Source organism: Geodermatophilus sp. SYSU D00684 (assembly GCF_054050455.1).
Map to the genome: position 1 here is coordinate 160809 of NZ_JBJGZI010000001.1, position 25672 is coordinate 186480.

Genomic DNA, 25672 nt, shown 5'->3' on the forward strand with positions numbered 1-25672 from the left:
GCCGCCGTCGCTGTCCTCTGACGACGTCCGATCAGCCGGCGTCCGACCAGCAGGAGGTGCCCCCGTGGCGCAGCGACCGGAGGAGCTCGTCGAGCTCACTCCCGAGGCCGATCCGTTCCTCGCCGCCGAGGAGGCGGTCACCGGCGCCGCGCAGCGGCGCGGCCTGGTGCTCGTGCACGCCCTGGCGGGCGACTTCGACGCCGCCTCGTCCGCCCAGCTCGCCGCCTCGCACCTGCTGGCCTCGCTGCCGCACCGCACCGTCGCGCGGTTCGACGCCGACCTGCTGGTGGACTACCGCGCCCGCCGGCCGCGGATGACGTTCAACGGCGACCACTACGAGGACTTCACCGCGCCGGAGATCGTGCTCTCGGCGCTGGAGGACGACGCCGGCGAGCCGTTCCTGCTGCTGCACGGGCCCGAGCCGGACTACCGGTGGGAGGGCTTCGCCGCCGCCGTGGCCGGGGTGGTCGAGCGGCTCGGGGTGACCTCGGTCGTGGCGCTGCAGGCCATCCCGATGCCGGTGCCGCACACCCGGCCGGTGACGGTCACCGCGCACGCCACGCGCCGGCAGCTGATCGAGTCCTACCCCGTCTACTGGGGCGAGCTGCGTGTCCCGGGCAGCGCCCCGGCGCTGCTGGAGCTGCGCCTGGGCGAGGCTGGCGTGGACGCCCTCGGGGTGGCCGCGCACGTGCCGCACTACCTGGCGCAGGCCAGCTACCCGGCCGCGACGCTCACCCTGCTCGAGCACCTGGGCCGGCTCACCGGCCTGCTGCTGCCCACCGAGACGCTGCGCGAGGCGGCCCAGCAGCACCGCACCGAGGTCGACGAGCAGATCGCCCGCTCCGCCGACAACACCGCCGTCGTGGCCGCGCTGGAGCAGCAGTACGACCAGTTCGCCGCCGCCCGCGAGGGCGAGGACCTGCTCGGCGGGGCCGGCGAGGTGCCCAGCGGCGACGAGATCGGCGCGGAGTTCGAGCGCTTCCTCGCCGAGCAGGACCGCCGCGGTCGCGGCGACTAGCGCGCGGGGCGCCGGGTCCGGGTGACGCTCAGGGCCACCGCGCCCAGCGCGCCGACGACGGCGAACACGTAGAAGCCCCACGGGAAGGCGATGCCCGCCGTCACCAGGGCCCCGGTGATCACCGGCCCGACGATGGCGCCCACCCGGCCGGCCCCCGCCGACCAGCCCAGCGCGGTGGCGCGCACGGCCGGCGGGTGGTTGGCGCTGGTGAACGCGTACACGAGCACCTGCGCCGAGAAGACGAAGCAGCCGGTGAGGAAGCACATCAGGTAGAGGCCCACGGTGGGCAGCTCGACCGACAGCAGCGCCAGGAACAGCGCGCCGGAGGCGAACCAGATCATCCCGGCGGTGCGGGCGCCGATGCGGTCGGCGACCGTGCCGGCCACCAGCAGGCCGACGATCGCGCCGACGTTGAGCACCAGCAGGAACGCCAGCGAGCTGCCGAGGTCGTAGCCGGCCTCGCGCATGATCGTCGGCAGCCAGTTGTTCAGGCCGTAGACCAGCAGCAGCCCCATGAACGAGGTCACGCCGAGGGCCACGGTGTTGCGGGCGAACCCGCCGGTGAACAGCGCGCGGACGGTCGAGGTGGCACCGGCGGGCGCGCCGGCCGACGCCGGGCCCGCGGTGCTCTCCAGCTCCAGCCCGTACCGGCGGGCCACCTCCTCGGCCTCCGCCCGCCGGCCGGCGGCCTGCAGGAAGGACGCCGACTCCGGCAGCCGCGCGATCATCAGCGGGACGAGCACCAGGGCCGGGGCCGCGCCGATGACGAACATCCACCGCCAGCCCAGCGACGGGATGACCACGATGGCCAGCGCCGCGGTGGCCACGGCGCCGACGTGGTAGCCGGTCATGATCGTCGTGGTGGCCCGGCCGCTGCGCCCGGCGCGGGTGAACTCGTTGACCATGGCGATCGCCGTGGGCAGGCAGCCGCCCAGGCCCAGGCCCGCGAGGAAGCGCAGCACCCCGAAGACGACCTCGTTGGGCGCGAACGCGCACAGCAGGGTGAACAGCGAGAAGGACGCCACGGCGCCGATCAGCGCCTTGCGGCGGCCGACCAGGTCGGTGAGCGTGCCGATGGTCAGCGCGCCGATCATCATGCCGACCAGGCCGATGGTGATCACCGCGGTGGCGCCGGTGCCGGTGAGGGCGAACTCCTCCGGCTGCGACAGCGTGGGGACGACGGTCCCGACGACGACCAGGTCGAAGCCGTCGAGCAGCACCGCGATCCAGCACAGCGGCGCGACCCACCCGGTGGCGCGGGCCGCGGCGCCGGGCGTCGTCGGGCGGACGGGGGTCGAGCTCATCGGAGTCCTCCACGGCGAGGGCGTCGGCGGTCGCCCGACGGTAGGAGTGACCGGCGTCGCGTCCCAATCGGCTCCCGCCCAGCGGAAGCACCCCGGCCCGACACGACAGCGGGCCGCGCCCGGGGTCCCCGGACGCGGCCCGCTGCGCTGAGGTCGTCAGGCCTCGACGGTGACGTGCTCGTTGGGCACGCAGTGCGTCATCTGGTGGCCCGTGACGTCGCGCGGGCCGTTCTTGCCGAGGTTGGCGGCGCGCTGCAGCTCCTCCTCGGTGAGGGTCTGCGTCTGCAGCGGCTCCAGGCCGCGGACGTCGTCGGCGGTGATGCCCAGGCCGTCGCCGACCCGCTGGCCCCACTCGTCGTCGCACATGAAGAAGTGCCAGACCATCCGCTCCTGGATCTCGCGGCGGCACTGCGAGAGGGCGTCGACCAGGTTCTGCACCAGGTCGTCCTTCTCCCACTGCTCCGAGAGCTGGTAGCGCTCGCCGGCCTGCGCGTAGTCGTTCGTGCGCGGGATCCGCTTGCGGGTGAGCCGGCCGGTGATGACCGGGCCCTGCTCGTCGTGCGTCGGGTACTGCGCCTCCCGCAGGCCGCCGAGGATCGACGGCTCGTAGTTCACGTGCGGGTTGGTGCCCTCGGCCCGGTCCACGCCGTAGGCCATCTGGCCGTCGCGCTGGTTGGTGGCCACCCGCGCCTTCGGCGCGTTCACCGGCAGCTGCAGGTAGTTCGGGCCCACCCGGTAGCGCTGGGTGTCGGAGTAGGAGAACGTCCGGCCGACGAGCATCTTGTCGTCGGAGAAGTCCAGGCCGTCGACCAGCACACCGGTGCCGAACGCGATCTGCTCGTTCTCGGTGAAGTTGTCCACCGGCATCCGGTCGAGCGTCATCGTCCCGACCTTGCGGACCGGGAACAGCTCCTCGGGCCAGACCTTGGTGTCGTCGAGCGGGTCGAAGTCCAGCTCCGGGTGCTCGTCGTCGCTCATGATCTGGACGTAGAGGTCCCACGACGGGAAGTCACCGGCGGCGATGGCGTCGTGCAGGTCCTTGGTGTGGGTGCCGAGGCTCTTGGCCTGCGCGGCCGAGGCGTCCGCGGCGGTCCAGGACTTGACGCCCTGCTTCGGGTACCAGTGGTACTTGACCAGGACGGTCTCGCCCTGGTCGTTGACCCACTTGTAGGTGTTCACGCCGAAGCCCTGCATGTGCCGGTAGCTGGCCGGCGTGCCCCGCGGGCTGAAGACCAGCGAGATCATGTGCATGGCCTCGGGGGTCTGGCTGAAGAAGTCGAACGCCCGCTCGGCGACGTTCGCCTCGAAGGTGACCGGGTCCGGCTTCTGCGAGTGGATGAAGTCGGGGAACTTGATGGCGTCCCGGATGAAGAAGACGCCGAGGTTGTTGCCGACGAGGTCCCAGTTGCCCTCCTCGGTGTAGAACTTCACGGCGAACCCGCGCGGGTCGCGCGCGGACTCCGAGGAGTCGCGGCCACCGGCCACGGTGGAGAACCGCAGCGCGACGTCGGTGCGCTTGCCCTTCTCCTGGAACAGCTTGGCGCGGGTGTACCGGCTGATCGGCTCGTCGCCGACGGTGCCGTCGGCCTCGAAGTAGCCGAACGCGGTGATGCCGCGCGCGTGCACGACGCGCTCGGGGATCCGCTCCCGGTCGAAGTGGCTGATCTTCTCGAGGAACTGGTAGTTCTCCAGCGTCGCCGGGCCGCGTGCGCCCACCGTCCGCTGGTTCTGGTTGTCGTAGACCGGGTGGCCCTGACGGTTGGTCAGGACCGGGCGGTCGGCCTCGCTCGGGGCCGGGCCCTGCGATGCGACGTCGGTCATGCTCCTGCCTCTCCTCGGGTGTGGTGCTGTCCGGCCGCGGAACGGACCCGGACGGACGGGCCGGGGACGGCGGCCGGGTGGCCGGCGCCCTGGCAGACGGGGCACAGGCCCCAGAACACGACCTCGGCCTCGTCGACGACGAAGCCGGCCGTGTCCGACGGGACCAGGCACGGCGCCGCGCCCACGGTGCAGTCGACGTCGGCGACCGCGCCGCACGAGCGGCAGACCAGGTGGTGGTGGTTGTCCCCCACGCGGACCTCGTACAGCGCGGGCGCGCCGGCGGGCTCGACCCGGCGGGCCAGCCCGACGGCGACCAGCGCCTTGAGGACGCCGTACACCGCCTGCGGCGAGAGCGTGGGGTGTGCCTGGCGGGCCACCGTGACCAGCGTGTCCGCGTCGGCGTGCGGATGGGCGGCGAGGGCGTCGAGGACCGCGAGCCGGGGCCGGGTGACCCGCAGCCCGGCGTCGCGCAGCCGCGGCGCCCACGTCGTCTCCATCGGGGCCCACCCAACCCGCTTTTCTTTAGTCAGTCAAATCAACACACGTGCCGGGTGGAGCTCCCGCCGGTCCACCGGTACCCGGGTGGCCAGGAACACACGCCTCAGGCGAAGACGATGGTGCGGTCGCCCTCGACGACGACGCGCTCCTCCACGTGCCAGGTCACCGCCTGCGCGAGCACCTGGCGCTCGACGTACCGGCCGATGCGGCGCATGTCCTCGACGGTGGCGCGGTGGTCCACGCGCGCCACCTCCTGCTCGATGATCGGGCCGGCGTCGAGCTCGGGGGTGACGTAGTGCGCCGTCGCGCCGATCAGCTTCACGCCGCGGTCGTGCGCCGCCTGGTAGGGGTTCGCCCCGACGAAGGCCGGCAGGAAGCTGTGGTGGATGTTGATCAGCCGCTCGGGGAAGCGGCTGCAGAAGTCCGCCGAGACGATCTGCATGTAGCGGGCGAGCACCACCAGGTCGACCTCGCCGACCAGCTCCAGCGCCCGCGCCTCGGCCTCGGCCTTGGTCGCCGGCGTCACCGGCACGTGGTGGAAGGGCACCCCGGCGGCCGCGGCCACCGGCTCGAGATCGGGGTGGTTGGAGACGACGGCGGTGATGTCGGCGCGCAGGTCACCGGCGCGGACCCGGTAGAGCAGCTCCTGCAGCACGTGGTCGGTCTTCGACACGAACACCGCCAGCCGCGGCCGGCGCGCGGCCTCGGACAGCCGCCAGGTCAGCTGCCACTGCGCGGCGAGCAGCTCCAGCGCGCCCTCGAGCTGCCTCCGGCGCGCGGCCAGCCCGGGCAGCACGAACTCCAGCCGCAGGGTGAACACCCCGCCGGTCGGGTCCGAGGAGTGCTGCTGGGACTCGGTGATGTTCGCGCCGACGTCGGCCAGCAGCCGGGACAGCACCGCGACGATGCCCGGGCGGTCGGGACAGCGGACCACCAGCCGCCCGACGTCGGCGGTGGCGGGGTCGTGCGCGATCGGGGCGGCGGACACGCCCGGCATGGTGGCAGAAATGGCCATTTCCGCCGCTCACCGGGGTCAGACGGCGGGCAGCCGGGCGCGGGTGCGGGCGGCGACGTCGAACAGGTCGCCGTACTCCTCCACCCGGGCGAGCACCTCCTCGGTGCGGAAGCGCAGCTCGGCGGGGTCGGCGCCGTCCCGGACGGCGTCCACCTCGTCCCACCCGATCGGCGTGGACACCGGGGCGTCGGGGCGGGCGCGCAGCGAGTACGGGGCGACCGTCGTCTTGGCCGGGTTGTTCTGGCTCCAGTCGACGAGCACCTTGCCCGGCCGCAGCACCTTCTCCATCCGCCAGACGACGCGGTCGGGCGTCTCGGCGGTGAGCTCCTGCGCGAGCGCCTTGGCGTAGCGGCTGGGGTGCTCGCGGTCGGTCACCCGGATCGGCGCGTAGACCTGCATGCCCTTGGACCCCGACGTCTTCACCACCGGGTCCAGGCCGTCGGCGACGAGCTTGACGCGGAGCCGCTCGGCCAGGTCGCAGCACTCGGCGATGCCGGCCTGCGGGCCCGGGTCGAGGTCGAGCACGAGGAGGTCCGGCAGCGCCGGCTGCAGCCTGCTGCCCACCTGCCACTGCGGCACGTGCAGCTCCAGCGCGGCGAGGTTGGCCGCCCAGGCGAGGTCGGCGACGGTCTCGAGGACCACCATCTCCAGCACCTCGCGGTCCTTGGAGCTGCCGGGGCTCGGGACGGTCACCTTCCGCACCCAGTCCGGGGCGTGCCGGGCGCTGTTCTTCTCGAAGAACGCCTGCCCCTCGACGCCGTCGGGCCAGCGGGTGAAGGTGACCGGCCGGCCGGACAGGTGCGGCAGCAGCACCGGCGCGATCCGCACGTAGTAGTCGATGACCGCGGCCTTGGTGAACGAGACCTCGGGGAAGAGCACCTTGTCGAGGTTGGACACCGACAGCTGCCGGCCCTCCACCCGCACCCGCTGGCGGTCCATCAGGCTCCCCTCAGGGGGACCACTCCACGACGACGTCGTCCACGTCGAGGTCCTCGCGCAGTCCCCGCCACGCAGGGTGGCGCATCCGGCCGTCCGCGGTCCACGCGGCGAAGGCCACCTCGCCGACCAGCTCCGGCTCGGCCCAGCGCGCGTCGCGGGCCACGTCGCGCGGGACGGCGCCGGCGAAGGGCGCGCTGCGGCGCGGGGTGAGCAGGCCGCCGAGCTCGCGCAGCACCGCGTCGGTGAAGCCGGTGCCGACGTGCCCGGCGTAGACCAGGCGGCCGTCGTCGTCGTGCACGCCGACCAGCAGCGACCCCACTCCCCCGGCCCGCCTCCCCTTGCCCGGCCGCCACCCGCCGACGACCACGCTCTGCATCCGGACGTGCTTGACCTTGCGCCACTCCGGCGAGCGCGCGCCCGGCCGGTACGGCGAGTCCAGCCGCTTGGCGACCACGCCCTCCAGCCCGTTGTCCCGGCTGGCCGCGTGCACGTCGGCGCCGCCGCCGCGGAACCAGGGGGTGGCCGCCCAGCGGTGCCCCTGCGGGGCGAGCGCGTCCAGGCGCTCCCGGCGCTGCGCGTAGGGCAGGTCGAGCAGGCTGCGGCCGCGGGCGGTCAGCAGGTCGAAGACCAGGTAGGTGACCGGCGCCGCGGCCGCGAGGCGGGCGACCTCCGGGCCGCCGGTGCGGTGCATGCGGTTCTGCAGCAGGCCGAAGTCCGGCCGGCCCAGCCGGTCGAGGGCCACGAGCTCGCCGTCCAGGACGGCGTCGACGCCGGCCAGGGCGTCCGGCAGGCGGCTGAGTTCGGGATAACGGTCGGTCAGGAGGGTGCCGCTGCGCGCCCAGAGATCCACCCGGCCGTCGCGGACCGCCGCGAGCGCCCGTACACCGTCCCACTTGAACTCGTAGCCCCACGCGGCGTCGTCGGCCGGCAGCGCGCCGGCGACGGCGAGCATCGGCGTCGGCACCGGCGGCCCGGGCAGGGCGGGACGGACCATCCGGGTGGGTCAGGCGCTGCGGCGGGACGTGCGCTTGGCCGGCTCCTTCTTGGCCGCCGTGACCTTGCGCGCGCGGGTGGTGCGGGCCGGCGCCTCCTCGGCCGCCTCCTTCGCGGGCGCCTTCTTCGCCGCGGTCTTCTTGGCGGGCCTGCGCGCCGGCGCCGTCTCCGCGGGCGCCTCGTCCTCGTCGGCGGCACCGCCGCGGGCGCGCTCGACGCTGCGCCGCAGCGCGCTCATCAGGTCGACGACGGCCGCGCCGGGGTCGGCGGTCTCGGGCACCGGTTGCACGTCGCCGCCGGTCTGCTTCGCCTCGAGCAGCGCGGTCATCGCCTCGCGGTAGTCGTCGGTGAACTCGCCCGGGTCGAAGTCGCCGCTCATCGAGGTGATCAGCGCCTCGGCCATCTGCAGCTCCTGCGGCCGGACCGAGACGTCCTCGTCGAGGAAGCCGAAGTCGGGACGGCGGATCTCGTCGGGCCAGCGCATGGTGTGCAGCACCAGGACGCCGTCGCGGACCCGCATCGCCGCCAGCGACTCCCGCTGCCGCAGCGCGATCTTGGTGATCGCGACCCGGCCGGTGTTCTCCAGCGCGTCGCGCAGCAGCACGTAGGGGCGGGTGGCCGGGCCGTCGGGCTCCAGGTAGTAGGTCTTCTCGAACTGGATCGGGTCGATCTCCGCCTGGTCGACGAACTGCAGGACCTCGATCTCCCGCCGGGTCGCCAGCGGCAGCTCGGCGAGGTCGTCGTCGGTCAGGACCACCAGCTGGCCGTCGGGCAGCTCGTAGCCCTTGGCGATGTCGCCGTACTCGACCTCCTCGCCGTCGATCGAGCAGATCCGCTTGTACTTGACCCGCCCGCCGTCGACGGCGTGCACCTGGTGGAAGCGGACGTCCCTGTCCTCGGTCGCGGTGTAGAGCTTCACCCCGATGCTGACCAGGCCGAACGAGACCGCGCCGCGCCAGATCGAGCGCATGTCACTCCCCTTCCCGGGCTCCGCGACCGTCGGGCGGCGCGGCCCGCAGGATAGGTGCGGGCCGGCGCCCCGGCAGTGCGGTCGCTGGTGATCTCCTCCGCCCGGGGGAAGCGGGCGCTCCTCTCGCTCCTGTTGTGCTCAGTCCTCTTCTGCGTGCCGGCCGGACGTGTCGTCCTGACCGCCATCGTCCTCCGGGCCGCCGCCGGTGACACTGCTCTGCAGCGCGTCGTAGGCGAACTGGAGGACGTCGGAGCCGGCCACCATCGTCATGGTCAGCGCGGCCAGCCGGGTGGCCCGCGGCGCGGCGACGTAGGAGAAGACGAACGCGGTGCCCACCCACTGCGCCAGGCAGAACGGACAGGTGACCAGCTCGCCGACGGCGTGCTTCCAGCCGTGCTCCACCCGCAGGTCCTCGGCGAGCTCCGCCTCGCCCGACGCGCCCTGGAACCGGGCGAACGGCGCGCGCAGCGGGCTGGTGACCGGGTCCTTGGCGATCCGCCGGGCCAGCCGGAACGTGCCGATGGTGAGCAGCACGGCGTCGCCGAGCGGGATCCGGCTGGGCAGCTCCCGGCCGGAGGCGCGGACCACCGCCACGCCGGCGGTCACCGCGGCGCTGTACACGCTCATCGCGCCGAGGAACCCGCCGAGGGGCCGGCCCTCGTCGCCGGCGTAGCCGCGCGCCTGCTCGTTCGCCCAGCGGCGCACCGGTTGCCCGATGCGCGCCACCTCGTCGGGGATCGCCATGCGGCTCCCGCTACCCCCGCGGCCGGTGCGCCATGCCGCCGGCCCGGCCGGTCGCGTCACGTCCCGCCGCCGCATGGCTTCCCGGGAGGCGGGTAGGCGGGAGGGCAGTCCGCCGCCGGGGGCACCGTCCGGCGGCCCGAGAGAGAGGAACGCCCGATGACCCAGCCGGAGCCGAACGACAGCGGGGCGGTCCACTCCGCGCAGAACGACGCCGAGTTCCCCGACGACGAGCGGGGTCTGACCGGGACGCGCGACGACGTCCGCGGCGACACCGGAGCCACCGGTCCCGAGGGACAGACCGCTCGTGACGTGTTCCCCGAGGACAACGGCGTCCCCGACGTCTCGCAGGACGACTTCCCGACCATGCAGCGGTCCGAGGACCCGCAGTTCGCCCCCGAGCCGGGCGACCGGGAGAGCCACGCGACCGTCGGGTTCGGGACGACGGCCCTCGAGCAGCAGGAGGGGAAGTCGCTGTCCGGCCGCCTGGAGGAGGAGATCGCCGACGACGTCCCCGACGTGCGCCCCGCCGAGGACCCGAGCCGTGGCATCGGGCAGCTCGAGCAGGACTACGACACCACCCCGGACACGGACTCCGGCACCAACCGCACCGCCGACGACGTCGAGGCGGCGCTCGATCCGGTGGTCGGCGGGGAGGGGCCCGAGGAGGCGGCGGTGCACGTCGTCGAGAACACCTGACACCACTCTCCAGAGCCGTTCCGTCACCGGCCCGGGTGAGCGCCGCCACGCGCTCGCCCGGGCTGGTTGGCGTGCGGCGACCGGGTTGTCTACGTTGTAAATGCGGTTGAGCAGGCAGCCGCGCACGCCGGCCGGCCGACCGCCTCCGACGTGTCCACTGCAAACGCCGGTCCGTCCGGGGGCGACGACACCTCCGCGGCATCCGGCGGTAGATTGACCGGTGGCCGCACCACTCGGCGTGGCCACTGAGAGGAGCTGTGTCCGTGACCGCATCCGACCTGCCCGCCGGGGGGCAGCACGACGTGTCCACCGAGGGCACGGAGGCACCCTTCGACGACGTGATCACGCTCTCCACCTCCACCGGTGAGGACGGCGCGGTCACGGTGACGGTCGTCGGCGAGGTCGACACCTTCACCGCCCCGGTGCTGCGCTCCTCGCTGGACACCCAGCTCGAGCAGCAGCCCCGCGAGCTGGTCATCGACCTGTCGGGGGTCCAGTTCCTGGGTTCCGCCGGTCTGGCCGTGCTGGTCGAGACCCAGAAGTCGGCGAAGTCCCGGGACGTCGAGCTGCGCCTGGTCGCCACCACCCGGGCGGTCACCCGCCCGCTGGAGGTCACCGGCCTGATCGACCTGTTCACCATCGTGGACAGCAGCGCCCGCTGACCCTCCGCACCACCCGCGACGAGGCCCCGCTCCGGCGGGGCCTCGTCGGCTTCCGGGGCAGCTACGCCGTCAGCAGCCGGCACACCGCCTGCTCGAGCACCTTCTGCGCCTCGCGGTCGTCGTCGGCGCGGGCCAGGTCGCCCAGCGCGTCGGCCACCGTCTCCCCGTTCTCGTACCGGTCGACCACCCGCGGGTCGACGTAGCTGGCCTTGCACACCGCCGGGGTGTTGCCGAGCCGCTCGGAGACCCGCACGTAGGCCTCGCGGATCGTCCGGTTCCGCGCCGTCCGGCTCGTCGGCGGCGGCTGCTCGGCCAGGGCGGCGGCCATCATCACCGTGGCGTTCCAGGTGCGGAAGTCCTTGGCGGTGATCTCCGCGCCGCTGACCTCCTTGAGGTAGGCGTTGATCTCGTCGCTGGTCACGTCGTGCCAGGTGCCGTCGTCGAGCCGGTAGGCCAGCAGCTCCTCGCCGGCGTCGTCGGGCCGCTCGAGCAGGTTCCGGACGACGGTCGCCGTCGGCCGGTCGGTGATCTCCACCTCCCGCTCGATGCCGCCCTTCGCGGTGTACCGGAAGAACGTCCGCTCCCCGCGCACGGTCACGTGCTCGCGGCGCAGCGTGGCCAGGCCGTAGGTGCCGTTCTCCTCCGCGTACTCCTCGCTGCCGATGCGGAAGGTCCCGAGGTCCAGCAGCCGCAGCGCGCAGGCGAGCACCCGCTCCCGGTTGGGCCCGCGGGTGCGCAGCGCCTCGGCCACCCGGTCGCGGACCTCGGGCAGCTCGGAGGCGATGGCCAGCACCCGCTCGTGCTTCTCCGCGTCCCGCCGCGCCCGCCAGGCGTCGTGGTAGCGGTACTGGCGGCGGCCGGCCGCGTCGAGCCCGGTGGCCTGGATGTGCCCGTTGGGCCACGGGCAGATCCACACGTCCTTCCAGGCCGGCGGGATCGCGATCGACCGGATCCGGTCCAGCCGCTCCGGGTCCCGGATCGGCTGGCCGTGCTCGTCGCGGTAGGAGAAGCCGCGACCGGCCCGGCGGCGGGTCCAGCCGCGGCCGTGCACGTCGCTGCGCCGGAGTCTCACGCGCTGTGGATGCGCACCACGCCGGTCCCGTAAACGGACCGTCCCCGGCCGGGGTCAGCGCAGCTCGACCAGCCGCTGCAGTCCGCTCACCTCGAGGATGTGCCGGGTGACGCCGCCGTCGGGCGCGTGCACCACCAGCCGCCACCCCTCGGCCTCGGCGATCGCGGCGACGGCGAGCACCACCCGCACCGCCGCGCTGCTGAACAGCGTGACCGCGGTGAGGTCCAGCTCCACCCGGACGGTGCCGCCGTGGCTGGCCTCGAGCAGCCGGATGCGGAGCTGCTCGGCGCTGACCAGGTCGACGTCGCCGGCGGCGCGCACCACCGGATCGGCGCCCTCCCGGTCGACGACGACGGTCGCGCCGCTGCCGCCCACCGGGTGCTCGGGCTGCTCGTCCGGCGTCTGCCGCAGCCGCGTGCGCAGGGTGACCGTGGTGCCGTGCTCGCCGCGCACGACCATCCCGTCGACCAGCTGGCGCATGATCAGCAGCCCGCGGCCGCGGTCGCCGGGGTCGCGGTCCGGCGGGCGCCAGGTGCCCTCGTCGTGCACGGTCACGGTGAGCACGCCGTCGACGTCGACCGCGGCGGTGACCTGCATCGGGCCGGGCTCGGTGTCCCGGTAGGCGTGCTCGGCCGCGTTGGCGCAGGCCTCCCCCACCGCGACCATGACGCCCACCCGGTCCTGCTCGCCCATGCCCAGCGCGGTGAGCCACGCGCTCAGCCGCCGGCGCACGGCGGGCAGCGACGCGGGCACCGCCAGCAGGTCCAGCCGCAGCGCCTCCACCGACCGCGCGCGGCGGTGCGCCACGAGCACGGCGACGTCGTCGGGGCGGCCGCCGCCGGTGAGCATCCCGGCGGCGATGGTGGCGGCCAGCCCGGCCGCCGCGTCGCCGTCGAGGCCCTCGGGGTCGGCCAGCGCGGCCCGGGCGACCGCGGTGAGCCGGTCCAGGCCCGCGGCGGGCGGCGGGCCGGCGGCGGCCACCGCGCCGTCGGAGTAGAGGACCAGGGTGGCGCCCCGCTCCAGCCGGGCCGAGGCCACCGGGGTGGCCGCGCCGCGCACCGTGCCCAGCGGCGGCCGCGCCTCGACCGGCAGGCGGGTCGTGCGCCCGTCGGCCTCCACCAGCAGCGGCGGCGGGTGCCCGGCGGCGGCGTAGGTCAGCGCGCCGGTGGCCGCGTCCAGGACCGCGTAGAACACCGAGGCGCCCTGGACGTCGTCCATCTGGCCGGCGAAGTCGTCGAGGGCGGCGAGCACCGCGGCGGGGGCGGGGTCGCGCAGCGCGCTGGAGCGCATCGCCCCGCGCAGCCGGCTCATCGCGGCGGCGGCCGGCACCCCGGAGCCGACGGCGTCGCCGATGACCAGCGCCAGCCGGCCGTGGCCCAGGGACACGGCGTCGTACCAGTCGCCGCCGGCGGCGCGGTCGGAGCTGGCCGGGTGGTAGCTGCCCGACAGCCGCACGTCGGGCAGCAGCGGCAGGGACGGCGGCAGCAGCGAGTGCTGCGCCTGTCCCACGACGTCCCCGGGCGCCGGGCCCTCGTCGCCGCTCTCGAGGACGAGGACCGCCCCGGGCTCGGCGCCGGCGGCCAGGGGCTGCACGGCCACCGTGACCTCCGGGCCGTCGCCGGCCAGGACGCCGGAGAGGGTCACCGGCCGGCCGGTGCGCAGGACGTCGGCGACGACGTCGGCGACCGCCTGGTCGCCGACGACGGGCAGGTCGTGCGGGGTGGGTCCCAGCGTGCGGGCGCGGGCGTTGGCCCACAGCGTCCGCGGGCCGGGCCCGGCGACGAACCACAGAGCCGACGGCGCGTCCTCCAGCGCGGCCACCAGCGCGGCCGGGCCCTCGTCCTCGGCGGGACGGGGCCCCGGCGGCAGACTGCCCTGGCTGGCGTTCATCCGGGGACCAACAGACCACAGGGCCGGTGCCCCGGCAACCGCGCGCGACCCCGTCGGCACACGGTGTTTGCCGACGCGCCGGTCACGGGTAGTCCGTCCCGCTGGGACACGGCCCGGTCGCCTCCCGCTCCCGCCCCGCGCGCACCGCGGACCCGCGAGCGGGGCAGGATGGGACCGGGCGCCGCGGCCCCGGACACCTGCGGAGCAGACCGGCCGCGGCCGGACGTACTGATGAGGAGCGGACCACGCATGGCGGACTCGAGGGGTGCCCTCGCCCAGGACGGGCGGCGCGCGGAACGGCTGGAGCTGCGCGTGCCGACCACGCCGACCCAGCTGCCCGCGGTGCGGGCGATGGCCGGTGACCTGGCCATCCGCATGGACTACGACCTGGACTCGGTCGAGGACCTGCGGCTGGCGGTGGACGAGGCCTGCGCCACGCTCGCGGCGATCGCGCTCGGCGACGCGCCCCTGACGGTGGTCTTCGAGACCACCCGGGCCGGGCTGCACATCGACGCGTGGGTGCCCACCGCCGAGGGGACCGACGTCCCCCGCGACGGCTTCGGCTGGGCGGTGCTGCAGACGCTGGCGGACAACGTCGAGGGCCGGCCGGCCTCCCAGCGGGAGGTTCCGGCCGGCGACGGCGGTGAGGGCGCGGTGGCGGTCATCTCCATGGACAAGTACCTGCCCGGGCAGCGGCCGGCGCAGCTGGTCGGCTCCGCGGGCAGCGACGACTCGGTGGCCCCGTGACGCCGGCGACCGCCGGTCCCCGGGCCTCCGTCGAGGAGGACGCCCTGCACGACGATCCGCCGGTGAACGCCCCGGACCCGGCCGACCGGGCCGAGGACGTCGAGGCCGAGGACACCGACAGCGAGGACACCGAGGACACCGAGGACTCCGACAGCGAGGACACCGACAGCGAGGACGACGCCGGGCCCGGCGCCGCCCGGACCGCCGGTGCCCGCGAGGGCGACAGCCCGCCGGTCTCGGACAACCGGCGGCGCGCCGAGCGGACCGCGCCGCTGTTCGCCGAGCTGGCCACGCTGGAGAAGGACGACCCGCGGCGGGAGCGGCTGCGCGAGATCCTGGTCGAGGAGCACCTGCCCCTCGTCCGCCACTTCGCCCGCCGGTTCAGCAACCGCGGCGAGCCGTTCGACGACCTGCTGCAGGTCGGCACGCTCGGCCTGATCGCCGCGATCGACCGGTTCGACCCGACCCGCGGGGTGGAGTTCCTCTCCTTCGCCGTCCCCACCATCACCGGGGAGATCAAGCGGCACTTCCGCGACCAGGGCTGGTCGGTGCGGGTGCCGCGGCGGCTGCAGGAGCTCCACCTGTCGCTGAACTCCGCCGTCGGCGAGCTGGCGCAGAAGAACGGCCGCGCCCCGACGCCGTCGGAGCTGGCCGAGCACCTGGGCATCCCGCGCGAGGAGGTCCTCGAGGGCCTGGCGGTGGCCAACGCCTACCGCAGCAGCTCGCTCGACGAGCGGCTCTCCGGCGAGGACGACTCCCCCACGCTCGCGGCCACCCTCGGCGAGGAGGACGCGGCGCTGGAGGGCGTGGAGTACCGCGAGTCGCTGCAGCCGCTGCTGGCCACCATCCCCGCCCGGGAGCGCCGCATCCTCATCCTGCGGTTCTTCGGGAACATGACCCAGTCGCAGATCGCCGCCGACATCGGCATCTCCCAGATGCACGTGTCCCGGCTGCTGAGCCAGACCCTGGCCAAGCTCCGCGAGGGCCTGCTCAAGGACTGAGCGAGGCCCCGCGGGGCGGCCGTCCCGGTCGCCCGGGTCAGCCCTGCGGCCGCCCGGCGTCGGGGGTCCCGCCGTGCGCGGCCTCCTCCTCCGCCGCCCGCGCCAGCGACGTCGTGGGCGGCAGCTCGGGGGCCGGCAGCGCCGGTCCGGCGTCGGCGATGCTGCGCAGCTCGATCTTCGCCTCCGGCTGCTCGGCGGCCGGCGGCAGCTGCGACTCGAACCAGCCGCTGGTGTCCAGCCCGCCGCCGGCAGGGGCCCCGTCGGCGGGCGGCGGGACGTCGAGGAACGACCGGCCGTCGCCGTCGGCGCCGCCGAGCTTCGCCAGGCCCTCCAGCGCGCGGCTGAACTCGCTGGGGACGATCCACATCTTGTTCGCGTCGCCCTGCGCGATCCGCGGCAGCGTCTGCAGGTACTGGTAGGCCAGCACGCCCTGGTCGGGCCGGCCCTCGTGGATCGCCCGGAACACCGTCTCGATCGACTTGGCCTGCCCCTGCGCCTGCAGGTACAGCGCCGCCCGCTCGCCCTCGGCCCGCAGGATCCGGCTCTGCCGCTCCGCCTCCGCCTCGAGGATCGCGGACTGCTTCTTCCCCTCGGCCGACAGGATCGCGGCGGCCTTCTGCCCCTCGGCGGTGGTGATCGCCGACTGCCGGGCGCCCTCGGCCTGCAGGATGATCGCCCGCTTGTCGCGGTCGGCGCGCAGCTGCTTCTCCATGGAGTCGCGGATCGACGGCGGCGGGTCGATCGCCTTGATCTCCACCCGCGCCACCCGCAGCCCCCACGGGCCGGTGGTGCCGTCGAGCACCTCGCGCAGCTGGCTGTTGATGCCGTCGCGGCCGGTCAGCGACTGCTCGAGGTTGAGCCCGCCGACGACGTTGCGCAGCGTCGTCGTGGTCAGCTGCTCCATGCCGGTGATGTAGTTCGCGATGCCGTACACCGCCAGCCGGGGGTCGGTGACCTGGAAGTAGACGACGGTGTCGATGCCGACCTGCAGGTTGTCGGCGGTGATCACCGGCTGGGGCGGGAACGAGACGACCTGCTCCCGCAGGTCGACCGTGGCGCGCACCCGGTCGACGAACGGCACGAGCAGCGACAGGCCCGGGGAGAGCGTGCGGCTGTAACGGCCGAGCCGCTCCACCACCTTGGCCTGCGCCTGCGGGACGATCGTCACGCTCTTCGCGACGACGAGCACCACCAGCAGGGCGACGACGATCAGTGCGATCAGGGCAGGGGTCACGGCGGCGCTCCTCGGGTCGGGTCCCGCTGTGATCATCCCCCGGGTGGCACCCGGGGTCACTGCCCCGGCGCGCGGGGCTCAGAGCTCGAGCGCCTCGCCGACCACGGCGGTCGCCCCGTCGACCTGCATGATCCGCACCGTGGCGCCGACGGGGAAGGTGCCGTCGCCGTAGTCGGTGCGGGCGGTCCACTCGTCGGCGCCCACCCGGATGCGGCCACTGGACCGACCGACCTCGCGGGTCACCGTGGCGGTGCGGCCGACGAGGGCCTGCACGCCGTCGACGTGCCGGGGCGTCCGGCTCTCCAGGTGCGCCTTCGCCGCTGGCCGCACGCTCGCCAGCAGGAACACCGAGACGGCGATGAACGCCACGATCTGGAAGGCGAGCGACCCGCCCGCCAGCGCCACCACGGCCCCGCCCAGCGCGCCGCCGGCGAACATCAGCAGGACCAGGTCGAGGCTGGCCACCTCGCCCGCGACGAACAGGCCCGAGGCGACCAGCCAGAGCACCCACGCAGCCACGTCCCCAGTCTCCCAGACCACCGGCCGTCCCCGGGCCCCCGGATCGCGGCCGACGTAGCCTCGCTGGGTGCTCCACGACCTCCCCGCGGGCCGGTTCGCCGTCTGGGCGACCGCGTGGCTGTCCGGCCGCGCCTCCTACGACGACGCGCTCGACGCGCTGACCGACGACCGCGCCCACCGGGTCACCGGCCTGCCCGGCACCGCCGGCGCCGTCCCCCTCGGCTGGGCGCTGACCGCGCTGCGCGGCCTGGGCGAGCGCCGGCTGCGGCTGGTGCTGCCGGTGCCCGGCGACGTCCGGGGGGTGCCGTCCGCGCCCGGTCTGGCCGCGCTGGCGCTGGAGGCGGGGCAGGTCGCGGTCGGCGACGCCGTCGCGCTGGTGCCGGAGGACCTCGGCCCGGAGGTCACCGCGTGGACGGCGGTCGACCTGACCGGCGTCCCGCCCGCGCCGCCGCCGGTCGAGGGCTCGCTGCGCGCGGTCTCGGGGGCGCTGGACCTCGCCGTCGGCGACGCCGCCCGCACCCTCGCCGCCCTGGACCTCGCCCGCTGGAACCCCGAGGTGCCCGCGCTGCTGGCCGGGCTGGGCAGCGCCCGCGCCCCGGAGCTGCCGCCGGACACCGACCCGCTGGCCTCCTCGGTGCTCGCCCGGGCGCAGCGGCTGGCGCGGGTGCTGGACCTGGCGCTCACCGACGCCCCCGGCGGCGCGGTCACCCACGGCCAGGCCGCCGCCCGCGACGAGGCGCTGCGCCCGCTGGCCACCGCCGTCCGCGAGGCGACCGTCGCCGCCTACAACGCGGTCCCGCGCCCGTAGCGGCACTCCGGGCGGGCCGCCGCCGCTACGGTCCGCCGCCATGACGGTGCCGACCATGAACGGCCTGATCCACAACGCCGTGCGCCGCGACCTCGCCCGGCTGGCCGCCGCCCTGGCCCCCTGGCGCGACGGTGACCGGGACCGGGCGCGGCAGCTCGAGCGGGCGTACGCCAACCTCCGCCGCGAGCTCACCCACCACCACGAGGGCGAGGACGCCCACGTCTGGCCGTTCCTCGAGGGCACCGGCGTCGGCCGGGACCTGCTCGCGGAGATGGAGACCGAGCACGCGGCGATGGCGGCGGCGCTCGCGGACACCGGGGACGCGCTGGCGGCGCTGGCCCGCACCGGGTCCGCCGCCGACGCCGGCGCCGCCCGCGCCGCCGTCGCCCGCACCCGGGAGGTGGTGGTCGGCCACCTCGACCACGAGGAGGCCGCGCTCGAGCCGCTGCTGCGCGAGCACGAGGGCACCGCCGAGTGGCGGGCGGTCACCGGGAGGCTGCGGCACACCTCCCCCGGCGACGCGGGCTCGTTCTTCGCCTGGCTCACCGACGGCATCAGCGACGGCGACCGGGCGGCGCTGCGCGCCACGGTCCCGGCGCCGGTCACCGCGGTGCTGTCCCGGGTGTTCGGCCGCCGCTACACCCGGCGGATCGCGCCCGTCTGGCGCTAGGTGCCCGTCCGGCGCTGGGCGCGGCGGGCGGTGACCAGCCAGGCCGCGGAGCCGAGCTCGACGCCGCCGGGCCCGGCGTGGGCCTCCAGCCGGCGCCGCAGGTCGGCCACCGCGCGGTCCCGGGCGGCGGGGTCCAGCCCGTCGAGCAGCCAGCCGGCGAGGCCGAGCACGAAGGTCAGCGCCTCGTCGGCGTCGGCCCCCCACCACTCCGGCTCGGTGAGACCCTCGACCTCCACCTGACGGTGACCCGCCGCGGTGAGCACCGCGCGGATCCGCGCCGGGTCGGCGAGGGAGAACGGGCCCGGCGCGCCCGGCGGCGGGGACGGCAGCGGGCGGCCGGCGGCCAGCGCCCCCGTGATCTCGGTGATCCACTCGTTGGCCTCGGCCGCCTGCCACACGAGCAGGACCAGCCGGCCGCCGGGCACGAGCGCCCGGCCGACGTTGGCCAGCGCGGCCACCGGGTCGGCGAAGAACATCGCGCCGGTCCGGCTGATCGCCACGTCGAACGCGGCCGGCGGGAAGGCCGCCACCTGGGCGTCGGCCTGCTCGAACCGGGCGCCGGTCAGGCCCTCGTCGGCGGCGCGGCGCCGGGCGACCTCGAGCATCGCCGAGGACAGGTCCACCCCGAGCGCGGACCCGGTGCGGCGCGCGGCCTCCCGGGTCGTCCGGCCGGTGCCGCAGCCGACGTCGAGGACCCGGTCCCCCGGCCGCAGGCCGGCCGCGGCGAGGAAGGCGGCGTCGTAGCGGGCGACCGACCGGTCGAAGCGGTCGGCCTGCGCGGCCCAGTACGCGCCCTGCGCGCCGTCCCACGCCTGCAGCTGCGCGGCGTTGGCGGGAGCGATCTCGACCACGGCGCACCGTCCTCGTCCGGCCCCCGGTGGACCGCCGGTCTACTCGCGGGCGGGCGCCCCGTCAACGGCCGGGCGGGCCGGCCGCTGGACGAAACAGCAGGCGGCCGGGCAGTCGGTGCCCAGCCGCGGCTCGCCGCCCGCGCGCCGCTCCTCCAGCAGCTCGCGGACCATCGCGACGAACGCCGGGTGGGTGCCCGCCGTCGCGGCCCGGACGAACGCCAGCCCGAGCTCCCCGGCGGTCTCCTCGGCCTCGTTGTCGAGGTCCCAGATCACCTCGAGGTGGTCGCTCACGAACCCGATCGGGAACAGCACGACCGCCGTCTCGCCGTTCTCGTGCAGCGCGCGCAGGTGGTCGTTGACGTCGGGCTCCAGCCAGGGCACCGACGGCGGGCCGCTGCGGGACTGCCAGACCAGGTCGAAGTCGCGGCCCGGCTCGACGGCGTCGACGACGGCGCGCGCGGCGGCCATCAGCTCGGCCTCGTAGGCGTGCCCGTCGGGGCCGGCGACGTCGGCCATCGCGTCGGGGATCGAGTGCGCCGTCGCCACCAGGCGCGCGGTGGCCCGGTGCTCCGCGGGCAGCTGCGCCAGCGCGGCGGCGAGGGCGTCGGCGTTGGCCCGCACGAAGCCGGGGGTGTCGTAGTAGTGCGGCAGCTTCTCCGCCGTCGGGCCCCCGCCGGTCGCGATCCGGGCCCGCGCCACGTCCTCGTGGTACTGCCGGCAGCCGGAGTAGGAGGCGTAGGCGGAGGTGGCCAGCACGTGGACGTGCTCGATCCCGTCGTCGGTCATCTGCTGCCAGACGTCCTCGACGTAGGGGTCCCAGTTGCGGTTGCCCCAGTAGACCGGCAGGTCGACGCCGTTGACCGCGAGGTCCTCGCGGATCGCGGCGACCAGCGCCTCGTTCTGCTCGTTGATCGGGCTGACCCCACCGAAGTGGTGGTAGTGCTCGGCGACGTCGAGCAGCCGCTCGCGCGGGACGCCGCGGCCGCGGGTGACGTTCTCCAGGAACGGCATGACGTCGTCGTGGCCGCGCGGGCCGCCGAAGGACAGGACCAGCAGCGCCTCGCGGCGGCCGGCCGGGGCGGGCGCCGCCGCGGGCGGCGTCCCCCCGTTGTTGCGGACGGCCAGGGAGGGGTCCTCGTCGGGACGCTGGCCGGGGTTGATGTCGACGGTGGCGCGGGGCACGGACGTCCTTCGGTGCTGCGGGGCGGATCGGATGCGGTCGGACGCCGACGGCGTGGCTCTGTGACCGGTCACACACCGACGGCGTGGAACCCGCCGTCGACGTGCACGATCTCGCCGGTGGTGGCGGGGAACCAGTCCGACAGCAGGGCGACGACGGCCTTGCCGGCGGGCTCGGTGTCGGTGACCGACCAGCCCAGCGGGGCGCGGCCCTCCCACGCCTCCTCGAACTGGGCGCTGCCGGGGATGGACTTCATGGCCATGCTGCGCAGCGGGCCGGCGGCGACGATGTTGGACCGCACGCCGTCGGGACCGAGCTCGCGGGCCACGTAGCGGCTGACCGACTCCAGCGCCGCCTTGGCCGCGCCCATCCAGCCGTAGACGGGCCAGGCGACGGAGGCGTCGAAGGTGAGCCCGACGACCGAGGACGGGTTGGCCAGCAGCGGCCGGCAGGCCTGGACGAGCGAGGCGTAGGACCACGACGACACCTGGAACGCGGTCGCGGCGTGCTCCCAGGCGACCTCGGGGAACCCCTCCCCCATCGCCTCCTGCGGCGCGAAGCCGATGGAGTGCACGACGCCGTCGAGGGTGTCGAGGCCGGCCCCGCGCAGCCGGTCGGCGAGCGAGGCGAGGTGCTCGGTGTCCGTCACGTCGAGCTCGACGACCGGCGCCTCCTGCGGCAGCCGCTTGGCGATCCGCTGGCACAGCGACAGCGCGCGCCCGAAGTTGGACAGCACGACCGTGGCGCCCTGCTCCTGCGCGATCCGCGCGGTGGCGAAGGCGATCGACGCCTCGGTCAGCACGCCGGTGACGAGGACCTTCTTGCCCTCGAGAATGCCGCTCATCAGTGCCCCATCCCCAGTCCGCCGTCGACCGGGACGACCGCCCCGGTGACGTATCCGGCCACGTCGCTCGCGAGGAAGCGGACGACGGCGGCGATCTCGTCGGCCTCGGCGTACCGGCCCAGCGGCACCTGCCCGAGGATCTCCTGCTGCCGCTTCTCCGGCAGCTCCGCGGTCATGTCGGTGCGCACGAACCCGGGCGCGACGACGTTCGCGGTCACGTTGCGGCTGCCGAGCTCGCGGGCGATCGAGCGGGCCAGGCCCACCAGGCCCGCCTTGCTCGCCGCGTAGTTGGTCTGGCCGGCCGAGCCGAGCAGCCCGACGACGGAGCTGACGAACACCATGCGGCCGAACCGGGCGCGCACCATCTTCGCCGCGGCGCGCTTGGCCACCCGGTAGGCGGCGGTGAGGTTGGCGTCGAGGACGTCGGTGAAGTCGTCCTCCTTCATCCGCATGAGCAGCCCGTCGCGGGTGATGCCGGCGTTGCTCACCAGCACCTCGACCGGCCCCTGCTGCTCCTCGACCTCGGTGAACGCCCGGTCGACGGCGGCGGCGTCGGTGACGTCGCACTGCACGCCGAACAGCCCGTCGGGGGCGCCGCTGCCGCGGTGGGTGACCGCCACGGAGTCGCCCTGCTCGGCGAAGGAGCGGGCGATCGCCAGCCCGATCCCCCGGTTGCCGCCGGTCACCAGCACCGACCTGCCCACGCTCGACCCCCTGGCCCCCGGCGACGTTGTCAGGTGCCGAACCTAGTCGCTGGGCGCAGGTCACACCGGGTCGCGGTCGGAGGCCTCCCGCAGCACGGCGGCCACCTCGGGCGTCGCGGCGTGCACGCCGGCCTGGAAGAACGACTGCTGCAGCACCTCGTCGACGCGCTCGCCGGACATGAAGTCCGCGCCCATGACCTCCTGCTCGGCCGCGCCGGGGGTGAACACGACGGTCCGGATGCCGGCCGCGCGCAGGGCCCGCACCTCCCGGTCCAGCTGCCGCTGGGAGTACCGGCGCATGGCGGCGGTGAAGTCCTGGCGCCAGCCCGGCGACCCGCTCATCGGCGCCAGCACGACGACGACGTCCACCCCGGCGCGGCGCAGCACCGCGGCGTTGGTCGCGGAGTGCACCCCGCCGTCGACGTAGGCGTGCCGGCCGATCTGCACGGGGGCGAAGTAGCCGGGCACCGCGCAGGACGCGCCGACCGCCAGGTGCACCGGGGCCGGCGGCGCCCCGGGCCGGCCGAAGACGACGCGCCGCCCGTCCCGCCGGCGCACGGCGGTGATCCACAGGTCGCGCTCGGGCCAGGTCGGCCCCTCGACCTCCCTCAGGGCGCCCAGCTGGGACACGATGTCGTGCCGGCCCGCCGCGAGCAGCGTCATGCCGGCGGCCAGGGGGCGGAACCGCCACGGGCGGGCCAGTGCGCGGGCGACCAGGTGCGGGCCGGGCACGCGCATCGGCCGGCGGAGCACGTCGAGCGGGCGGAAGGGCGCCAGCTCGGGGACGGGGGTCGCGGCGATGGCGCGCAGCACGTCGTCGTCGCCGGACAGCGGCGCCTTGACCGTCCACGCGGCGAGGTCCTCCGGCGAGACGCCGGCCCGCAGCAGGGTGCCGGTGATCGACCCGGCGGAGGTCCCGACGACGACGTCCGCGGTGCGCGCGTCGAAGCCGACGTCGTGCTGCAGCACCGCCAGCACGCCCGCGTGGTAGGCCTGCCCCACCACGCCGCCGCCACCCAGCACCAGACCGACCCGGACCATCCCTCCACGGTCCCACGGCCCGGCCGGCGCGGCTCCCGCACCCCGGGACCGACCTACGCTGGCCGGGTGTTCCTCCTCTTCGGGTTCGGCACGCGGCAGAAGGACCTCGGCCCGGGGGCGGTGCGCACCTGCCCGCGGTGCGGCAACACCACCCGGTGGGCGCGGGTGCGGCAGTTCCGTCAGCTGAGCGTGTTCTTCGTGCCGGTCGCCCGGTGGGGACGCCGGCGGCTCGAGGTGTGCGGCGTCTGCGGCACCGCCGTCGAGGCCTGAGCCGCGACGGCGGTGCCGGGGCCGGACGGGCCTCAGCCGATGCGGACCGGCAGCGCGCGGGGGCCGCGGATCTGGCCGGTCGACCACCGCACCCCGGCCGGGTCGGCGAGGGAGAACTCGGGCACCCGGTCGAGCCACACGTCGAGCGCCACCCGCATCTCCATCCGCGCCAGGTGCGACCCGACGCAGCGGTGGATGCCCAGACCGAAGGCGGCGTGCCGGTTGACCTGCCGGTCGATGACCACCTCGTCGGCCCGCTCGAACCGGGCGGGGTCGCGGTTGGCGGCCGGGAAGGACAGCAGCACCCAGTCCTCGGCCCTCATCTCGACGCCGCGCCAGGTCACGTCCTCCTTGACCAGCCGGGCCATGGTGACCGGGGCGTAGGCGCGGAGGAACTCCTCGACGGCGGTGGGCCGCAGCCCCGGCTCGGCGACCAGCCGGCGCCGGTCGTCGGGGTGCCCGGCGAGGTGCCACAGCGAGGCGCCGATCGCGCTCCAGGTGGTGTCGATGCCGGCGATGAGCAGCAGCGCCATCGTCCCGGCGACGTGCGCGGGCTCGAGCCGGCGGCCGTACAGCTCGGCCTCGAGCAGGTAGGTGGTGAGGTCCTCGCGCGGGTGCTCGAGGTGGTCCTGGATCTGCGCGAGCAGGTACTCGAACAGGTGGCTGCTGCGGGCGAGGCGCTCCTCGGGCGGCAGGTCGATGCCCTCGAGCGCGTTCTCGACGAACTGCCGGAACCGTGGGCCGTCCTCGGGCGGGAAGCCGAGCATGTCGGCGATGACCCGCACCGGGATGTGCTGGGCGTAGTCGGCGGCGGCGTCGACGACGTCCCGGCCCTCGAGCGCGCCGACCAGCGAGTGGCAGAACGCCCGCGTGCTCTCCTCCTGCCGGCCGACCGCGCTCTTGGTGAACGCCGGCAGCAGCAGCCTGCGCGCGTCGTGGTGGAACGGCGGGTCCGAGGAGATCGGCGGGGTGCCGCCGACCGGGGCCAGCGCCCGCGGCGGCCGGAAGTTGCCCGCGATGATCGCGCGGGAGGAGAAGTGCTCGGTGTCGTAGGCGACCGCGGCGACGTCCTCGTAGCGGGTGGGCAGCCACGCCCCGCCGAACCGCTCGGTGTGCGCGATCGGGCAGCGCTGCCGCAGGTCGTCCCAGATGCCGACGGCGCCCTGCGCCCACTCCTCCTCGGTGTGCGAGAAGTCGGTGGCCCAGTCCTCGACCGGGCCGCTGCGCACCTCGCTGAACGTGCCGAGGGCCGGGTCCGAGCGCAGGGTGCTGGCGTCGGCGAAGGAGCGGTCGTCGACGGTCACCGCGCCGGCTCCTGCTCGAGCACGAGCACGGCGGCCTCGGGGCAGTTGTCGGCGGCGAGCTGCGCGTCGTCCTCCAGCCCGGCCGGCACCTCCCCGCCGGGGACGAGGAGGGTGGAGTAGCCCTCGTCGTCGGCGCCGAACAGGTCGGGCGCGAGGTCGTAGCAGCGGCCGTGCCCCTGGCACAGCGACGGGTCGATCGAGATCCTCACGGGCGGCTCTCCGTTCCTCGGGCGGGCGGTTCCTGCGGTGCGAGTCCGGCGACGAGGCGGGCGAGCAGCGCCGTCCACTCCCCGTCGTCGACCGGGTCCACGTCGGGGCCGACCAGCGCGGTGCCGACGGCCAGCGACAGGCACAGGTGGGCGACCGCGCGCGGGGACAGCGCGGGGTCGATCTCGCCGTCGTCCTGGCCGCGGCGGACCAGGCCGGCCAGCCACGCGGCGCGCTCCTGCACGTAGTCGCGCACCGGGCCGGCGGCGTCGACGTCGCGGCGGGCGGCGACCAGCGCCTCGACCAGCAGGTCGCCGTCGGGGTCCCGGCGGCGGGGCAGCGTGCGCCCGCTGGCCAGCAGGAGGTCGGCGACCGAGCGGCCGGGGTCGGCGGCGACGAGGTCGGCGAGCAGCCGCCGGCCGTGCACGTGCAGCGCGTCGACGAGCAGCGCGGCCTTGGAGCCGAAGTAGGCGTAGAGGGCGCCGTTGCTCAGCCCGGCCGCGTCGGCGACCTCGGACACGCGCGTGCCCTCGTAGCCCCGCCGGGCGAAGACGTCGGCGGCCGCGCGCAGCAGCCGCTCGCGCGTGCCCGCCGCGGTGGCGCCCGGAGTGCGACCCACGTCACGAATCGAACAGTGGTTCAATTCGCGCCGTCAAGGGGTCGGGAGGCG

Annotated in this window: 28 protein-coding genes; 8 read left to right on the plus strand and 20 right to left on the minus strand. The window is 75.4% G+C overall.

Features of this window, described 5'->3' with window-relative positions:
• The first annotated feature begins 64 nt into the window (after positions 1–64).
• Positions 65–1018, plus strand: coding sequence for a proteasome assembly chaperone family protein (locus tag ACI79L_RS00785; protein WP_456927984.1), 954 nt, complete (start codon positions 65–67; stop codon positions 1016–1018).
• On the opposite strand, the gene ACI79L_RS00790 is transcribed toward ACI79L_RS00785, so the two are convergent.
• From ACI79L_RS00790 to ACI79L_RS00825, 8 genes are all read right to left on the minus strand, one after another.
• Entirely contained in the window at positions 1015–2322 is a 1308-nt protein-coding gene (locus ACI79L_RS00790) for an MFS transporter (protein WP_456934942.1), read from the minus strand. The genes ACI79L_RS00785 and ACI79L_RS00790 overlap by 4 nt on opposite strands.
• A gap of 156 nt (positions 2323–2478) precedes the next feature.
• Entirely contained in the window at positions 2479–4143 is a 1665-nt protein-coding gene (locus ACI79L_RS00795) for a catalase (RefSeq protein ID WP_456934943.1), read from the minus strand.
• A complete protein-coding gene (locus tag ACI79L_RS00800; RefSeq protein ID WP_456927987.1) occupies positions 4140–4640 on the minus strand; it encodes a Fur family transcriptional regulator in 501 nt (166 codons plus the stop codon). Before ACI79L_RS00800 ends, ACI79L_RS00795 begins: the two co-directional genes overlap by 4 nt.
• Before the next feature lie 104 nt (positions 4641–4744).
• Positions 4745–5629: a formyltetrahydrofolate deformylase gene (gene purU / locus ACI79L_RS00805; protein WP_456934944.1), complete on the minus strand. Its 885-nt coding sequence runs from the start codon at positions 5627–5629 to the stop codon at positions 4745–4747.
• Positions 5630–5674: 45 nt separating this feature from the next.
• On the minus strand, positions 5675–6595 hold the full coding sequence (gene ligD, locus ACI79L_RS00810) for a non-homologous end-joining DNA ligase (RefSeq protein ID WP_456927989.1): 921 nt from the start codon (positions 6593–6595) through the stop codon (positions 5675–5677).
• Between the two features lie 10 nt (positions 6596–6605).
• A complete protein-coding gene (ligD, locus tag ACI79L_RS00815; RefSeq protein ID WP_456934945.1) occupies positions 6606–7589 on the minus strand; it encodes a non-homologous end-joining DNA ligase in 984 nt (327 codons plus the stop codon).
• 9 nt (positions 7590–7598) lie between these two features.
• Positions 7599–8558, minus strand: coding sequence for a non-homologous end joining protein Ku (ku, locus tag ACI79L_RS00820; protein ID WP_456934946.1), 960 nt, complete (start codon positions 8556–8558; stop codon positions 7599–7601).
• Positions 8559–8696: 138 nt separating this feature from the next.
• A complete protein-coding gene (locus tag ACI79L_RS00825; protein WP_456934947.1) occupies positions 8697–9302 on the minus strand; it encodes a DUF1360 domain-containing protein in 606 nt (201 codons plus the stop codon).
• Positions 9303–9458: 156 nt separating this feature from the next.
• On the opposite strand from ACI79L_RS00825, the gene ACI79L_RS00830 reads away from it, so the two are divergent.
• Positions 9459–9998, plus strand: a complete 540-nt coding sequence (locus ACI79L_RS00830; protein ID WP_456934948.1) for a hypothetical protein — start codon at positions 9459–9461, stop codon at positions 9996–9998.
• Positions 9999–10261: 263 nt separating this feature from the next.
• On the plus strand, positions 10262–10660 hold the full coding sequence (locus tag ACI79L_RS00835) for an STAS domain-containing protein (protein ID WP_110907395.1): 399 nt from the start codon (positions 10262–10264) through the stop codon (positions 10658–10660).
• Positions 10661–10721: 61 nt separating this feature from the next.
• Here the strand turns inward: ACI79L_RS00835 and ACI79L_RS00840 are convergent, their stop codons facing one another.
• Positions 10722–11732, minus strand: coding sequence for a DNA topoisomerase IB (locus ACI79L_RS00840; protein ID WP_456934949.1), 1011 nt, complete (start codon positions 11730–11732; stop codon positions 10722–10724).
• Positions 11733–11786: 54 nt separating this feature from the next.
• The gene (locus ACI79L_RS00845; RefSeq protein ID WP_456934950.1) at positions 11787–13622 is read right to left on the minus strand and encodes a SpoIIE family protein phosphatase; all 1836 of its coding nucleotides are present in this window, start codon (positions 13620–13622) and stop codon (positions 11787–11789) included.
• A 249-nt stretch (positions 13623–13871) separates the two neighbouring features.
• Here ACI79L_RS00845 and ACI79L_RS00850 point away from each other — a divergent pair, with 249 nt between their 5' ends.
• Positions 13872–14369, plus strand: a complete 498-nt coding sequence (locus tag ACI79L_RS00850) for an ATP-binding protein (protein WP_456927997.1) — start codon at positions 13872–13874, stop codon at positions 14367–14369.
• 62 nt (positions 14370–14431) lie between these two features.
• The gene (locus ACI79L_RS00855; RefSeq protein ID WP_456934951.1) at positions 14432–15370 is read left to right on the plus strand and encodes an RNA polymerase sigma factor SigF; all 939 of its coding nucleotides are present in this window, start codon (positions 14432–14434) and stop codon (positions 15368–15370) included.
• Positions 15371–15407: 37 nt separating this feature from the next.
• On the opposite strand, the gene ACI79L_RS00860 is transcribed toward ACI79L_RS00855, so the two are convergent.
• Both ACI79L_RS00860 and ACI79L_RS00865 read right to left on the minus strand, forming a co-directional pair.
• The gene (locus ACI79L_RS00860) at positions 15408–16604 is read right to left on the minus strand and encodes an SPFH domain-containing protein (protein WP_456934952.1); all 1197 of its coding nucleotides are present in this window, start codon (positions 16602–16604) and stop codon (positions 15408–15410) included.
• A gap of 78 nt (positions 16605–16682) precedes the next feature.
• The gene (locus ACI79L_RS00865; protein WP_456928001.1) at positions 16683–17123 is read right to left on the minus strand and encodes an NfeD family protein; all 441 of its coding nucleotides are present in this window, start codon (positions 17121–17123) and stop codon (positions 16683–16685) included.
• Positions 17124–17190: 67 nt separating this feature from the next.
• Here ACI79L_RS00865 and ACI79L_RS00870 point away from each other — a divergent pair, with 67 nt between their 5' ends.
• Entirely contained in the window at positions 17191–17931 is a 741-nt protein-coding gene (locus tag ACI79L_RS00870) for a hypothetical protein (protein WP_387989764.1), read from the plus strand.
• 40 nt (positions 17932–17971) lie between these two features.
• The gene (locus ACI79L_RS00875) at positions 17972–18601 is read left to right on the plus strand and encodes a hemerythrin domain-containing protein (RefSeq protein WP_456934953.1); all 630 of its coding nucleotides are present in this window, start codon (positions 17972–17974) and stop codon (positions 18599–18601) included.
• Here ACI79L_RS00875 and ACI79L_RS00880 read toward each other — a convergent pair.
• The 5 genes from ACI79L_RS00880 to ACI79L_RS00900 all read right to left on the minus strand — a co-directional run bounded on the left by ACI79L_RS00880 (position 18598) and on the right by ACI79L_RS00900 (position 23221).
• Positions 18598–19452: a class I SAM-dependent methyltransferase gene (locus ACI79L_RS00880; protein WP_456934954.1), complete on the minus strand. Its 855-nt coding sequence runs from the start codon at positions 19450–19452 to the stop codon at positions 18598–18600. The two genes, ACI79L_RS00875 and ACI79L_RS00880, sit on opposite strands and share 4 nt — an antisense overlap.
• A gap of 39 nt (positions 19453–19491) precedes the next feature.
• Positions 19492–20634, minus strand: coding sequence for a ferrochelatase (locus tag ACI79L_RS00885; protein WP_456934955.1), 1143 nt, complete (start codon positions 20632–20634; stop codon positions 19492–19494).
• Between the two features lie 68 nt (positions 20635–20702).
• Positions 20703–21476 carry an enoyl-ACP reductase FabI gene (fabI, locus tag ACI79L_RS00890; RefSeq protein ID WP_456934956.1) on the minus strand — a complete coding sequence of 258 codons (774 nt, stop codon included), beginning with the start codon at positions 21474–21476 and terminating at the stop codon, positions 20703–20705.
• On the minus strand, positions 21476–22180 hold the full coding sequence (gene fabG / locus ACI79L_RS00895; RefSeq protein WP_456934957.1) for a 3-oxoacyl-ACP reductase FabG: 705 nt from the start codon (positions 22178–22180) through the stop codon (positions 21476–21478). The genes fabI and fabG overlap by 1 nt, the downstream gene beginning before the upstream one ends.
• A gap of 60 nt (positions 22181–22240) precedes the next feature.
• Positions 22241–23221, minus strand: a complete 981-nt coding sequence (locus tag ACI79L_RS00900; protein WP_456934958.1) for a patatin-like phospholipase family protein — start codon at positions 23219–23221, stop codon at positions 22241–22243.
• Positions 23222–23287: 66 nt separating this feature from the next.
• Between ACI79L_RS00900 and ACI79L_RS00905 the strand changes: the two genes are divergently transcribed.
• Positions 23288–23491, plus strand: a complete 204-nt coding sequence (locus ACI79L_RS00905) for a zinc-ribbon domain-containing protein (protein WP_456934959.1) — start codon at positions 23288–23290, stop codon at positions 23489–23491.
• Positions 23492–23523: 32 nt separating this feature from the next.
• On the opposite strand, the gene ACI79L_RS00910 is transcribed toward ACI79L_RS00905, so the two are convergent.
• From ACI79L_RS00910 to ACI79L_RS00920, 3 genes are read right to left on the minus strand one after another with little or no spacing between them, the layout of a single operon-like run.
• Positions 23524–24795, minus strand: a complete 1272-nt coding sequence (locus ACI79L_RS00910) for a cytochrome P450 (protein WP_456934960.1) — start codon at positions 24793–24795, stop codon at positions 23524–23526.
• Entirely contained in the window at positions 24792–25004 is a 213-nt protein-coding gene (locus ACI79L_RS00915) for a ferredoxin (protein WP_456928012.1), read from the minus strand. Before ACI79L_RS00915 ends, ACI79L_RS00910 begins: the two co-directional genes overlap by 4 nt.
• On the minus strand, positions 25001–25621 hold the full coding sequence (locus tag ACI79L_RS00920; protein WP_456934961.1) for a TetR/AcrR family transcriptional regulator: 621 nt from the start codon (positions 25619–25621) through the stop codon (positions 25001–25003). The genes ACI79L_RS00915 and ACI79L_RS00920 overlap by 4 nt, the downstream gene beginning before the upstream one ends.
• Positions 25622–25672: the final 51 nt, after the last annotated feature.

Coding starts and splice junctions, on each gene's coding strand:
- ACI79L_RS00800 (WP_456927987.1), bottom strand. CDS start 4,640: ATGGAGACGACGTGGGCGCCGCGGCTGCGCGACGCCGGGCTGCGGGTC.
- ku (WP_456934946.1), bottom strand. CDS start 8,558: ATGCGCTCGATCTGGCGCGGCGCGGTCTCGTTCGGCCTGGTCAGCATC.
- ACI79L_RS00795 (WP_456934943.1), bottom strand. CDS start 4,143: ATGACCGACGTCGCATCGCAGGGCCCGGCCCCGAGCGAGGCCGACCGC.
- fabI (WP_456934956.1), bottom strand. CDS start 21,476: ATGAGCGGCATTCTCGAGGGCAAGAAGGTCCTCGTCACCGGCGTGCTG.
- ligD (WP_456927989.1), bottom strand. CDS start 6,595: ATGGACCGCCAGCGGGTGCGGGTGGAGGGCCGGCAGCTGTCGGTGTCC.
- ACI79L_RS00850 (WP_456927997.1), top strand. CDS start 13,872: ATGGCGGACTCGAGGGGTGCCCTCGCCCAGGACGGGCGGCGCGCGGAA.
- ACI79L_RS00790 (WP_456934942.1), bottom strand. CDS start 2,322: ATGAGCTCGACCCCCGTCCGCCCGACGACGCCCGGCGCCGCGGCCCGC.
- ACI79L_RS00845 (WP_456934950.1), bottom strand. CDS start 13,622: ATGAACGCCAGCCAGGGCAGTCTGCCGCCGGGGCCCCGTCCCGCCGAG.
- ACI79L_RS00900 (WP_456934958.1), bottom strand. CDS start 23,221: ATGGTCCGGGTCGGTCTGGTGCTGGGTGGCGGCGGCGTGGTGGGGCAG.
- ACI79L_RS00875 (WP_456934953.1), top strand. CDS start 17,972: ATGACGGTGCCGACCATGAACGGCCTGATCCACAACGCCGTGCGCCGC.
- ligD (WP_456934945.1), bottom strand. CDS start 7,589: ATGGTCCGTCCCGCCCTGCCCGGGCCGCCGGTGCCGACGCCGATGCTC.
- ACI79L_RS00825 (WP_456934947.1), bottom strand. CDS start 9,302: ATGGCGATCCCCGACGAGGTGGCGCGCATCGGGCAACCGGTGCGCCGC.
- ACI79L_RS00830 (WP_456934948.1), top strand. CDS start 9,459: ATGACCCAGCCGGAGCCGAACGACAGCGGGGCGGTCCACTCCGCGCAG.